General features: G+C 73.4%; 9 protein-coding genes and 1 tRNA gene. 5 read left to right on the top strand and 5 right to left on the bottom strand.

Annotated features, from left to right (window positions below; all coding sequences use genetic code 11):
• Positions 1 to 5: 5 nt before the first annotated feature.
• The 3 genes from RH861_RS09590 to RH861_RS09580 are packed head-to-tail and all read right to left on the bottom strand — an operon-like array spanning position 6 to position 2,674.
• On the bottom strand, positions 6 to 947 hold the full coding sequence (locus RH861_RS09590; RefSeq protein ID WP_310520783.1) for an FKBP-type peptidyl-prolyl cis-trans isomerase: 942 nt from the start codon (positions 945 to 947) through the stop codon (positions 6 to 8).
• 39 nt (positions 948 to 986) lie between these two features.
• A complete protein-coding gene (locus RH861_RS09585; RefSeq protein ID WP_310520782.1) occupies positions 987 to 2,003 on the bottom strand; it encodes a tRNA (adenine-N1)-methyltransferase in 1,017 nt (338 codons plus the stop codon).
• The gene (locus RH861_RS09580; RefSeq protein WP_310520781.1) at positions 2,000 to 2,674 is read right to left on the bottom strand and encodes an HAD family hydrolase; all 675 of its coding nucleotides are present in this window, start codon (positions 2,672 to 2,674) and stop codon (positions 2,000 to 2,002) included. The genes RH861_RS09585 and RH861_RS09580 overlap by 4 nt, the downstream gene beginning before the upstream one ends.
• Before the next feature lie 77 nt (positions 2,675 to 2,751).
• Between RH861_RS09580 and RH861_RS09575 the strand changes: the two genes are divergently transcribed.
• A complete protein-coding gene (locus RH861_RS09575; RefSeq protein WP_310520780.1) occupies positions 2,752 to 3,663 on the top strand; it encodes a PAC2 family protein in 912 nt (303 codons plus the stop codon).
• 72 nt (positions 3,664 to 3,735) lie between these two features.
• Here RH861_RS09575 and RH861_RS09570 read toward each other — a convergent pair whose 3' ends face one another.
• Together RH861_RS09570 and RH861_RS09565 are read right to left on the bottom strand one after the other, a co-directional pair.
• The gene (locus RH861_RS09570) at positions 3,736 to 4,560 is read right to left on the bottom strand and encodes an undecaprenyl-diphosphate phosphatase (RefSeq protein WP_310520826.1); all 825 of its coding nucleotides are present in this window, start codon (positions 4,558 to 4,560) and stop codon (positions 3,736 to 3,738) included.
• A gap of 83 nt (positions 4,561 to 4,643) precedes the next feature.
• Entirely contained in the window at positions 4,644 to 5,999 is a 1,356-nt protein-coding gene (locus RH861_RS09565; RefSeq protein WP_310520779.1) for a M20/M25/M40 family metallo-hydrolase, read from the bottom strand.
• Positions 6,000 to 6,091: 92 nt separating this feature from the next.
• Between RH861_RS09565 and RH861_RS09560 the strand changes: the two genes are divergently transcribed.
• From RH861_RS09560 to RH861_RS09545, 4 genes are all read left to right on the top strand, one after another.
• Positions 6,092 to 6,176, top strand: a tRNA-Leu gene (locus RH861_RS09560).
• 396 nt (positions 6,177 to 6,572) lie between these two features.
• Entirely contained in the window at positions 6,573 to 7,322 is a 750-nt protein-coding gene (gene imuA' / locus RH861_RS09555; protein ID WP_197466964.1) for a DnaE2-dependent mutagenesis accessory factor ImuA', read from the top strand.
• Positions 7,319 to 8,875 (top strand): DNA polymerase Y family protein, encoded by a 1,557-nt coding sequence (locus RH861_RS09550; protein ID WP_310520778.1) that lies wholly within the window; start codon positions 7,319 to 7,321, stop codon positions 8,873 to 8,875. Before imuA' ends, RH861_RS09550 begins: the two co-directional genes overlap by 4 nt.
• Positions 8,875 to 12,330: an error-prone DNA polymerase gene (locus tag RH861_RS09545; RefSeq protein WP_310520777.1), complete on the top strand. Its 3,456-nt coding sequence runs from the start codon at positions 8,875 to 8,877 to the stop codon at positions 12,328 to 12,330. The genes RH861_RS09550 and RH861_RS09545 overlap by 1 nt, the downstream gene beginning before the upstream one ends.
• Positions 12,331 to 12,336: the final 6 nt, after the last annotated feature.

The raw sequence follows: 12,336 nt of genomic DNA, 5'->3' as shown, positions 1-12,336 counted from the left end.
GCCGGTCACACCACGCCGAGGATGTCGATGACGAAGAACAGCGTCGAGCCGGCCGGGATGCCCGCCTGCTCGGCGTCGCCGTAGCCGTCCTCCGGGGCGATGACCACTCCGACCTGCGAGCCGACCTTCTGGCCGATGAGCGCCTCGGCGAACCCGGGCACGACCTGCGAGCCCTCGCCCTCGGCGACGACGAACGCCGTCGGGCCGTTGCGCTCCCAGGTGGAGTCGAAGACGGAGTTGTCGTCCCACAGCACGCCCGTGTAGTGCACGACGACCTGGTCGCCGTCCTCGACCACCGCGCCGGAGCCGGCCTTCAGCACCTCGACCTCGGTCGACTCGAAGGGCTCGGTGTCGGGCACGGTGATGCCCGGACGCCCGTCGGGCGCCGTCACCACGGCGGGGAACCCGTCGCGGGCGATCTGCGGCGCGCCGTTCGCCTTGAGCAGGAACGCGCGGTGCACGTCGAACACCATGACGAGGCTGTCGTCCGGCTCGATGCCGAGCTGGGCGTTGCCCTCCTCGCCGAAGGCGTCGGCGGGCGGGGCGACGATCACGACGCGCGAGCCCTCGCTGGCGCACGAGAGGCCCTTGCGAATGCCGGGGAGCCCGCCCTCGCTGAGGAGGATCGGCACGGGCTCCTGGTCGCCGAACCCGTTGACGTCGATCTCCTCGCCGGTCGTCCCGTTGTACACCGCGAGGCCGACGAGCGCCTGCTGGCCGGCCACGAGCCGGTCGCCTTCGCCCTCGATGATCTCGGTGCACTGCGTCTCGGCCGGGGAGACGGGCGTCGGGAAGTCGACCCGGGGCTCCTGGCCGAAGTCGCCCTCGACCTCGATGAGGTCGGACGACGCGCCGGCGGTCGCCTCGGGGTCGGGTGCCGCGGTGCAGCCGGTGAGCGTGACCGCGACGGCGGTCGCGGTGGCCAGAAGCGCGAGCGGGAGTCGCACGGGTCCTCGTTTCGTCTGGGTGGAACGGGCGCAGACAGCCTAGTCGGCGTCGGGCGCCTCGGTGTCGGGTCGGGAGTCGTCGTCGCCCCGCGAGCGGCGGGCCGCGGCATCCGCTGCGCGTGCGCGCTTGCGCAGCACCTTGTCGCTGACGTTGCGTTCGCCGAGCGCGCCGGGCGTCCACGCCTCGACGTCCTCGTCGCTGAACTCCGTCTTCGAGGGGCGGCGCTTGAGCTCGGGCAGCACGGTGCCGGGGGCGAGCCGGCGTGCGGTGAGCAGGAAGCCGGTGTGCGCGATCATGCGGTGGTCGGGCCGGACCGCGAGGCCCTGCACGTGCCATCCGCGGACCATCGTCTCGCTCGCCTGCGGCTCGGTGTACCGGCCGGTCGCACGGATCGCCTCGGCGACGCGCGAGAGCTGGGTGACCGTCGCGATGTAGCAGAGGAGCACGCCGCCTGGCTTGAGCGCGGTCGACACGGCGTCGATGCACTCCCACGGCGCGAGCATGTCGAGCACGACGCGGTCGACGGATGCCTCGGGCGCCTGCTCCGGCAGCGCCTCGGTGAGGTCGCCGAGGGTGATGGACCAGTTCTCGGGGTCCGCGCCGTGGAAGGTGGCCACGTTGCCGCGGGCGACGTCGGCGAACTCCTCGCGACGCTCGAACGACATCAGCCGGCCGTGCGCGCCGATCGCGCGGAGCAGCCACAGGGACAGCGCGCCGGAGCCCACGCCGGCCTCGACGACGGTCGCACCCGGGAAGACGTCGGCCTGCGCGAGGATCTGCGCCGCGTCCTTCGGGTACACGATCGCCGCGCCGCGCGGCATCGACATCACGAAGTCGCTGAGCAGCGGCCGGAGGGCCAGGTACTCGACACCCACCTGGTTGGCCACGACCGAGCCGTCGGGCAGGCCGATGAGGTCGTCGTGCGCGATCGCGCCCTTGTGCGAGTGGAACAGCTTGCCCGGCTCGAGGGTGATCGTGTGCAGGCGTCCCTTGGGGCCGGTCAGCTGCACGCGGTCGCCGGCGCGGAAGGGTCCGCTCGCCTCCCCGCGGCTCATGCGGTCTCCCTCGCGGATGCCACGACGCGGGCGATGTCGTCGACGGTGCGCCCGTCGAGCGAGTCCCAGATGACCTGCGCGGCGGCCGGGTCGAGGGGCACCATGTGCGGCACGCCGATCGCGACGGTGCCGGCGGATGCCGCGGAACGGAGCCCGGGCACCGAGTCCTCGATCGCGACGCAGTCGCCGATGGCCACGCCGAGCCGCTCGGCGGCCGTCAGGTACGGTTCGGGGTGGGGCTTCGGCTCGGCGACCTCGTCGCCCGTGACGAGCAGGTCGAACGCCTCGAACGGGATCGCCGCGACGATGTCCTCGGCCATCGACCGCACCGACATGGTCACGAGCGCCGTCGGGATGCCCGCGTCGCGGACGGACTTCAGCAGCGCCTGCGCGCCCGGCTGCCACGGCACGCCGTGCTGGGCGAGCTGCTCGCGAACGCGCGCGGTCAGGCGCGCGACGATCGTGTCGGCGTCGAGGTCGACCCCCGCGCGCTGGAACACGGCCGCGGCCTCCCAGAGGCCGGCGCCGACGACCTGCAGGGCGTCCTCGTCGGTCCAGCTGCCGCCGAACTCGCGGACGAGCTCGCCTTCGGCTCGCATCCAGTAGGGCTCGGTGTCGACGAGAGTGCCGTCCATGTCCCACAGGACGGCGGCGGGGAGGGCTGGGGTCACAACCGGCGATTCTATCCGCACGGCCTATTGTGGAGGTGAGCCCGGAGGTCCCGGGTTCGGGAAGCGGGGCGAACCGAGTGCAGCAGCCGACCGGGTTCCAGGGCGGACGACTCCTCATCGTCGCATTCGAGGGGTGGAACGACGCGGGCGAGGCGGCCACCGGCGCCGCCCGGCTCCTCGCGGAGCGGCTCCGCCTCGTCGAGGTCGCGGCCGTCGATCCCGAGCTCTACTTCGACTACCAGTTCACGCGCCCGACGATCCAGTCCGAGCCGGACGGCTCGCGACGGCTCTCCTGGCCCGGCGCAGCGATCCTCGGCCCGAGCGGGATCCCCGTCGAGCCCGACGAGGAGGGCGTCACCGGACCGGGCGCCGACGCGCTCCACGTGCTCCTCGGCGCCGAGCCCGCGCGCACGTGGAAGGGCTTCGCCGCCGAGCTCGTCGACGCCGCGCTGTCGGCCGACATCGAGGGCATCGTGCTGCTCGGCGCGATGCTCGCGGATGCGCCCCACACGCGCCCGCTGGCGGTCTTCGCCTCGAGCGAGAACCCCGAGGTGCGCGCCGCGCTCGGCGTCGAGCGATCGACCTACGAGGGCCCCGTCGGGATCCTCAGCGTGATCGCCGACCAGGCCGAGCGGGTCGGGATCCCGACCGTCTCGCTCTGGGCGTCCGTGCCCCACTACGTGCACAACGCGCCCTCCCCCAAGGCCGTCCTCGCGCTGCTCGGCAAGGTCGAGGAGCTCACCGGCCTCAGCATCCCGCGCGGCTCCCTCGAGGACGAGGCCCAGGCCTGGGAGGCGAGCGTGGACGCCCTCGCCTCCGATGACGACGAGATGGCCGGCTACATCCAGCAGCTCGAGCAGGCCCGCGACGCCGCCGACGCCCCCGAGGCCTCCGGCGAGGCGATCGCGCAGGAGTTCGAGCGGTACCTGCGCCGCCGCGGCGACCAGCCCGGCGGCAGCGGCCCCTGGCGCCCGCGCGACGGGGCCTGAGCGCCGGACCCCGACCGGCCGGGGCGGAAGCCGGCATGCCGCGTGCACGCCCGCGGCGCGGCATCCGCTCGCCTAGGGCTGCAGCACCCCCGTGCCGAGCAGGACGAAGATCGTGAGCCCCAGCGCGATGCGGTAGATCACGAACGGCAGGAAGCTGCGCTTCGAGATGTAGCTCATGAAGAACGCGATCACGAGGATGGCGACGACGAACGCGACCGCGGTCGCCACGGCCGTCTCGAGCGGGCCGTAGACGGCCGGCTCGCCCCAGCTCTTGAACAGCTGGTAGAAGCCCGAGCCGAACACCGCGGGGATCGCCAGCAGGAACGCGTACCGCGCCGCCGCGGCCCGCTCGTAGCCGAGCAGGAGCCCCATCGTGATCGTGCCGCCCGAGCGCGAGACGCCGGGGATCAGCGCCAGCGACTGCGCCAGCCCGAAGTAGAGGCCGTGCGGCACGGTGAGCTCGTCGAGCTTGCGGCGCTTGGCGCCTGCCCAGTCGGCGAGGCCGAGCACGATGCCGAACACGATGAGCATCGTCGCCACCACGTAGAGCGAGCGGAAGACCGTCTCGATCTGGTCCTGGAAGAGCAGGCCGAGCACCACGATCGGGATCGAGCCGACGATGATCAGCCAGCCCATGCGCGCGTCCGGGTCGTTCCGCGGCACGCGGCCGGCGAGCGAGGCGAACCAGTTGCGCACGATGCGGACGATGTCGCGCCAGAAGAAGACGACGACCGCGGCCTCGGTGCCGAGCTGCGTGATCGCGGTGAAGGCCGCACCGGGGTCGGCCGCGTTCGGCAGGAACTCGCCGAGGATCCGCAGGTGCGCGCTTGAGGAGATCGGCAGGAACTCGGTCAGGCCCTGCACGAGGCCGAGGATGATCGCTTCGATCAACTGGATGTCGCCCTTCCGCCCTCCGGACGGCGGAGGGCACGGGACCGTCGTGGTCGGAGTGTGTCGGAGCGCGCTTCGGTACGAGGACGTCAGTACGCGAGGAGCAGGTCGCGCAGGACCCGCCTACCGAAGACTAGTGCGTCGAGCGGCACGCGCTCGTCGACGCCGTGGAACATCGCCGGGAAGTCGAGTCCGTCGGGCAGGCGGAGCGGCGCGAACCCGTAGCCGGCGATGCCGAGTCGCGACAGCGACTTGTTGTCGGTGCCGCCGCTCAGCAGGTACGGGAACACGGTCGCCTCCGGATCGTGCGCGTGCAGGGCGCTCGTGACCGCATCGACGAGCGGTCCGTGCGTGGGCGCCTCGAGTCCGACGTCGCGGTGCACGGTCTGGATCTCGATGTCGGGGCCGATGAGCTCGCGGATCTCGGCGAGGACCGCCTCCTCCTCACCCGGCAGCGTCCGGATGTCGACGAGGGCCTCGGCGCGGTCGGGGATGACGTTGTGCTTGTACCCGGCGTCGAGCAGCGTCGGGTTCGACGTCGTGCGGAGCGTCGCGGTGATGAAGCCGGAGGCGGATCCGGTGGCGAGCGCCAGCTCGTCGGGCGAGACCTGCTCGGGGTCGGCGCCGATGGCCGCCGCGATCGCCGCGAGCAGTTCGCGCGTCGTGTCGGTGAGTCGCAGGGGCCATTCGCGGCGGCCGATACGGGCGATCGCCTCGGCGAGCTTCGTGACGGCGTTGTCGCCCACCAGGCGCGAACCGTGCGCGGCCGTGCCGTGCGCGACGAGGCGCACCCAGACGAGCGACTTCTCCCCCGTCTGGAGCAGGTAGGCGCGCTGCCCGCCGACCGTGATCGAGTAGCCGCCGACCTCGCTGATGGCCTCGGTGGCGCCGGCGAACAGCTCGGGGTGCTCGTCGACGAGCCAGCCCGCGCCGTAGAGGCCGCCGGCCTCCTCGTCGGCGAAGAACCCGAGCACGAGCTCGCGCTCGGGCAGTCGGCCCTCGGCGAGGATGTCGCCGACCGCCGTGAGGATCATCGCGTCCATGTCCTTCATGTCGACCGCACCGCGGCCCCAGAGCATGCCGTCGCGGATCTCGCCCGCGAACGGGTCGACGCTCCAGTTCCGCGGGTCGGCCGGCACCACGTCGAGGTGGCCGTGGAGCACCAGGGCGGGCTTGTCCGGGTTCGCGCCCGGAACCCGCGCCACGACGCTCGCGCGGCCGGGCGCGGACTCGTACACGGCCGGCTCGAGGCCCATGGCCCGCAACCGCGCCTCGACGTACTCGGCGGCCTCGCGCTCGCCGTTCGACCGGCCCTCGCCGTGGTTGGTCGTGTCGAACCGGATGAGGTCGCGGGCGATCAGCGCGGTCTCGTCGAGGCCGTCCGGAAGGCCGGCTGCGGCGCCTCCGATGGTCGGGCGGGCGTCGGTCGGGGTGGTCTCGGCCATGCGGTCCACGCTAGCGCCGGGCCGTGTTCAGTGGGCCTCGAAAACCGTGCTAATGTCTTCTACGGCCGCTGAGCGATCAGGGCCGAGACAACGCGCGGGTGGCGGAATTGGCAGACGCGCTAGCTTGAGGTGCTAGTGCCCGTATAGGGCGTGGGGGTTCAAGTCCCCCCTCGCGCACGCGTTGTCGAGAAGGCCGGATCTTCGGATCCGGCCTTCTCGCGTTTCCGGGGGTTTCGAACCCGTTTTCAGGAGTCCCCCCGGCGGGTCGCCGTCCGGCACGGCGTGTCGTCCTGAGGAACGTGCGATCCGGCCGAGATCTCCTGAGAACGGCATCCCCCGCGTCCAGGCAGCAAGGCGTCGAGGCAACCAGGTGTCGATGCATCCAGGTGTCGAGGCATCCACGTGTCGCGGCATCCCGGTGTCCGGTGTCGCGGCGTCGAGCGCCGCGGTCGGCGGGTGCGAGCGGATGCCGCGGGGTGCCGCCGCGGTCGGCGACCCCTGCACGGGGGCGCGGACGCGTGGCATCCGGGACTTGCCGTATTCGAACATGTGTTCGAACATTGAGTGGTGACGATGACCGCTCCCCGATCCGTGCCGACCGCCTCCGTCGCGGCCGCGGGCCGGGTCGAGCGGGTGGAGGAGCTCCAGGCGCGTATCCGGGGAATGCAGGCCACGCGGCTCGATTCGCGGGCGGTGCCGACGCATCCGGCGCTCGCCGCGGTGCTGCCCGGCGGCGCCCTGCGCGAGGGCGCGGTGGTGCAGGTCGAGGGATCGATCACGCTGCTCATGGCGGCGCTCGCTGGCCCGTCGCGGAGCGGGCGCTGGGTCGCGGTCTCGGGCATCCCCGAGTTCGGCGTCGAGGCGGCCTCGCGGTTCGGCATCGACCTCGAGCGGCTCGTGCTCGTGCCCGATCCCGGCCGGCAGTGGCTCACGGTCGCGGCGGCGCTCGCCGACGTCATCCCGGTGGTGGCCGTGCGCCCGGCGGGGCGCCTGGCGCCCGCCGAGGCGTCGCGGTTCGCGGCGCGGCTCCGCCAGCGCGGCGCCCTGCTGCTGGTCGACGGCGACTGGCCCGGCAGCGATGCGCGCCTCGAACTCGAGCAGAGCGACTGGACCGGGCTCGACCGCGGTCACGGGCACCTCGCAGAGCGCGAGGTCGTGGTCCGGGTCACGGGTCGCGGCGAGGTCGGCCGGGGCAGCCGACGGCGCCTGCGGCTGCCCGCGGGCGACCTCGGATTCGCGGCGGTCGACGCGACGCCCGACGCGGTCGGCCCGGGGGCGGCATCCGTCGTGCATCGCCCCGACTTCGGCGCGAGGGCGTCATGAGCGCGGCGGTGCGCACCATCGTGCTGTGGTGTCCCGACTGGCCCGTGCTCGCCGCGTGCCGCGAGCACGGCGTCGACCCCGCCCTCCCGGTGGCGCTCACCGAGAAGGGGCTCGTGCACTCGTGCTCGGCGGCCGCCCGGCGCGACGGCGTGACGCGCGGGCTGAAGCTCCGCGAGGCGCAGTACCGCTCGACCGCCCTCACGGTGCTCGAGTACGACGCCGCGCTCGACCATCGTGCGTTCGAGCCGGTGGTGCGCGGCATCGAGGCCATCGTGCCGGGCGTGCAGGTGCTGCGACCGGGCACGCTCGCGATGCGCGCCCGCGGCCCGGCACGGTACTACGGCGGCGAGGAGGCGGCGGCTCGGGCGCTGCTCGACGCGGCCGCCGGGCTCGGCGTGGTCGGCGCCCGGGTCGGGGTCGCCGACGGACCGTTCGCGGCCGAGCAGGCGGCGCGTGCGGCCTCCCGTGCCGGTTCGCGATCGCCCGTGCACCTGGTGGCGACGGGCGGGGCGGCCGCGTTCCTCGCCCCGCTGCCCGTGTCGCTCGTCGTCGACGCGCGCACGGCGACGCTGCTGCACCGGCTCGGCGTGCGCACGCTCGGCGAGTTCGCCGCGCTGCCCGACGACGACGTGCGACGGCGCTTCGGCGCGGCCGGGGCGTTCGCCCACGACCGTGCCGCAGGCCGTGAGCAGTCGCGGGTGGCTCCCCGCACTCCTCCGCCCGACTTCGAGATCGAGCAGCACTTCGAGCCGCCGCTCGACCGCATCGACCAGCTCGCGTTCGCGTTCCGCGTGCGGGCCGACGAGTTCATCGAGCGCATGCGGGCGGTCCGGCTCGTGTGCACGGGCATCCGCGTCGAGCTCGACGACGAGCGCGGCGGGCACTCGAGCCGAAGCTGGCTGCATCCGCACTGGTTCACGCCCGCCGACGTGGTCGACCGGGTGCGGTGGCAGTTGCAGGGCGCGGGTACCGCCGACACCGGGCTCGACTCCCCGATCGTGCGGCTGCGCGTCGTACCCGAGCGCGTCGACTCGACGGGCAACCACGAGGCCGGCCTGTGGGGCGGCGGGCCCGACGAGCGCGTGCACCACGGGCTCACCCGCGTGCAGAGCATGCTCGGGCACGAGGGCGTCGTGACGGCGGCGGTCGGCGGCGGCCGCATGCTCGCCGACCGGCAGGTGCTCGTACCGTGGGGCGACCGCGCACCGGAGCGCGCCACGGCTGCGGCGCCGTGGCCCGGCAGCCTCCCGGCGCTCGCCCCCGCGAGCGTGTTCCGCGAACGGATGCCGGTGACGCTCGTCGACGACGGCGGCTCGCCCGTCGCCGTCGACGCCCGCGGGGCGATCTCGGCGGCACCCGTGTCGTTCGCGGCGGGCGCCGCACGGCCCGCGCCGGTCCGGGCGTGGGCGGGGCCGTGGCCGGTCGTCGAGCGCTGGTGGGATGCGGAGCGCGCGCGGCGCGTCCACCGCTTCCAGGTCGTCGACCACGACGGCTGCGCGTGGCTGCTCGTGCGCGACGCCGAGGGCTGGTGGGCCGAGGCGAGGTACGACTGATGGGCTGGAACAACCCCGAGATCCCGTGGTCCGAGCTCGAACGCCGGCTCTCCGACCGGCAGCGGCCGAGCGGTTCCAAGGTCGTCGCCGACGGCGGCGACAGCCCGGGATGGAGCCGGAAGCGGCATCCGTACCGCCCCTCGGGCGACGTCGAGGAACGACCGGCCGGCCCCATCGTGCCGTACGCCGAGCTGCACGCGCATTCGACGTTCAGCTTCCTCGACGGCGCGTCGGGGCCGGAACGGCTGGTCGAGGAGGCGCACCGGCTCGGCCTCAGCGGCATCGCCATCACCGACCACGACGGCTTCTACGGCGTCGTGCGCTTCGCCGAGGCCGCCGAGGCGTACCCCGAGCTCGACACGGTCTTCGGCGCCGAGCTGTCGTTCGGCCTCACCGAACCGCAGATGGGCGCCGCCGACCCCGAGGGCGACCACCTGCTCGTGCTCGCCGGGCGCGAGGAGGGCTACCACCGGTTGGCGTCGGCGATCACCGCGGGCCAGCTCGCGGGCGGCGAGAAGGGCCGCCCGGTGTACGACCTCGACGACCTGGCCGAACGCAGCGGCGGGCACTGGGTCGTCTCCACGGGGTGCCGCAAGGGCGCGGTGCGACGTGCGCTCGCGGGTGAGGGCGGGGCGGATGCCGCGTGGCGCGAACTCGACCGGCTCGTCGCCCTGTTCGGCCGCGACCACGTCGTCGTCGAGCTCACCGACCACGGCGACCCGCTCGACCAGGTCCGCAACGACGCGCTCGCCGGGCTCGCCGCCCGAGCGCACCTGCCCGTGCTCGCGACGAACGCCGTGCACTACGCGACCCCCGGCGAGCACCGGCTGGCGTCGGCGCTCGCGGCGGTGCGGGCGCGGCGCAGCCTCGACGAGCTCGACGGGTGGCTCCCGGCGACCGACGGACTCCACCTGCGTTCCGGCGCCGAGATGCTCGCGCGGTTCGACCGCTACCCGGGTGCCGTCGCCCACTCGGCGACCCTCGCGCGCGACCTGTCGTTCCGGCTGCGCAGCGCCCGGCCGAAGCTGCCCCGACAGGAGGTGCCCGCGGGGCACACGCCCATGTCGTGGCTCCGCGAACTCGTGTGGCGCGGCGCCGAGCGACGCTATCCGGGACTCCCCGACCACGTGCGCGACCGGCTCGCGAAGGAGCTCGACGTGATCGAGCAGAAGGACTTCCCCGGCTACTTCCTGATCGTGCACGATCTCGTGCAGGAGGCTCGACGCCGCGGCATCCTGTGCCAGGGTCGCGGTTCGGCGGCGAACTCAGCGGTCTGCTACGTGCTCGACATCACCGGGGTCGACTCGATCTTCTACGAACTGCCGTTCGAGCGCTTCCTGTCGTCGCTGCGCGACGAGGAGCCCGACATCGACGTCGACTTCGACTCCGACCGACGGGAGGAGATCATCCAGTACGTCTACGGCAAGTACGGCCGGCAGAACGCCGCGCAGGTGGCGAACGTGATCAGCTACCGCCCGAAGGGCGCGGTGCGCGACATGGCGAAGGCGCTCGGCTACTCAACGGGCCAGCAGGATGCGTGGTCGCGCCAGGTGGAGCGGTGGGGCGCCGTGGTCGAGACGGAGGACCACGACATCCCCGACGCGGTCGTCGAACTCGCCGAGCAGTTGCTCACCTTCCCGCGGCACCTCGGCATCCACTCGGGCGGCATGGTGCTCACCGACCGGCCCGTGGGCGAGGTGTGCCCCATCGAGCACGCCCGCATGGAGAACCGCACGGTGCTGCAATGGGACAAGGACGACTGCGCGTGGATGGGACTCGTGAAGTTCGACCTGCTCGGTCTCGGCATGCTCGCGGCGCTGCAGTACACGTTCGACCTCGTGCGCGAGTGCACCGGCGAGGAGTGGGAACTCGCGACGATCCCGAAGGAGGAGCCGGCCGTCTACGACATGCTGTGCCGGGCCGACTCGATCGGGGTGTTCCAGGTCGAGTCGCGTGCGCAGATGGGCACCCTCCCCCGCCTGAAGCCCCGCTGCTTCTACGATCTCGTCGTCGAGATCGCGCTCATCCGCCCCGGGCCGGTGCAGGGCGGCGCGGTGCACCCGTACATCCGCCGGCGCACGGGCGAGGAGCCGATCAGCTACCTGCACCCGAAGCTCGTGCCCGTGCTGCGGCGCACCCTCGGGGTGCCGCTGTTCCAGGAGCAGCTCATGCAGATGGCCGTCGCGGTGGGCGACTGCGACGCGGCCGACGCCGACCTGCTGCGGCGTGCCATGGGTTCCAAGCGCGGCGTCGAGAAGATCGAGCGGCTGCGCGCGAAGCTCTACGACGGCATGGCCCGCAACGGCATCGAGCCCGATGTGGCCGACTCCATCTACGAGAAGATCGAGGCGTTCGCGAACTTCGGCTTCGCCGAGAGCCACGCCATCAGCTTCGGGCTGCTGGTCTACGCGAGCTCGTGGCTGAAGCTGCACTACCCGGCGGCGTTCCTCGCCGCCCTGCTCCGCGCCCAGCCGATGGGCTTCTACTCGCCGCACACGCTCACGTCCGACGCGCGCCGGCACGGCGTCGAGCTGCGGCGGCCCGATCTCGCGCGCTCGGGCGTGCACGCGGGGCTCGAGCCGGTCGACGGCGACGGCCGCGATGAGCCGGCGACGGATGCCGCGGCGGGGGCACGCGGCATCCGTCGCCCCACGGGCATGCCCGAGTGCGCCCACCCGACCCAGCCGCCCGTCGGCGACTTCGACCGGGCGGCGCCCGACCGCTCGGCGGAGCACCGCCGCGACGGCGCGTTCGCCGTGCGGCTTGGCCTCGCCGACGTCACCTCGATCGGCGAGAAGGTCGCCGAGCGCATCGTCGCCGAGCGCGAGCTGCACGGGCCGTACCGCGACATGGCCGACCTCTCCCGGCGCGCGGGCCTCGACGCGACGCAGCTCGAGGCGCTCGCCGCGGCCGGCGCGTTCGAGTGCTTCGACCTGCAGCCGCGCCAGGCGCTGTGGCTCGCCGGCGAAGCGGCGCAGGACCGCGCCGACTACCTGCCCGGCGCGGTCGTCGTGGTGCAGCCGCCGCTGCTGCCCATGCTGAACGACGCCGAGCAGGTGGTGTACGACCTGTGGGCGACGGGCATCTCCCCCGACGACCACCCGATCCGCCACGTGCGCGACCGGCTCGACGAGCGCGGCGTGGTCCGCATCGACCGCCTGCAGCGGGCCGAGTCGGGGCGCCGCATCGAGGTCGGCGGCGTGGTCACGCACCGGCAGCGGCCGGCGACCGCGAGCGGCATCACGTTCATGAACCTCGAGGACGAGTCCGGCACGCTCAACGTGATCGCGAGCGTCGGGGTGTGGAGCCGGTACCGGCGGATCGCCCGGGAGGCGCCCGCGATGGTCGTTCGCGGCATCTTGGAGCGCTCGCCCGAGGGGGTCGTGAACCTCGTCGCCGACCGGTTCGAGCCGCTCACCGTGTCGACCACGAACCGGTCGCGGGACTTCCGTTAATCTCGT

It is taken from the genome of Agromyces indicus, from assembly GCF_031432295.1.
GTDB lineage: Bacteria > Actinomycetota > Actinomycetes > Actinomycetales > Microbacteriaceae > Agromyces > Agromyces indicus.
This window is presented reverse-complemented; position numbering and strand designations above follow the sequence as displayed.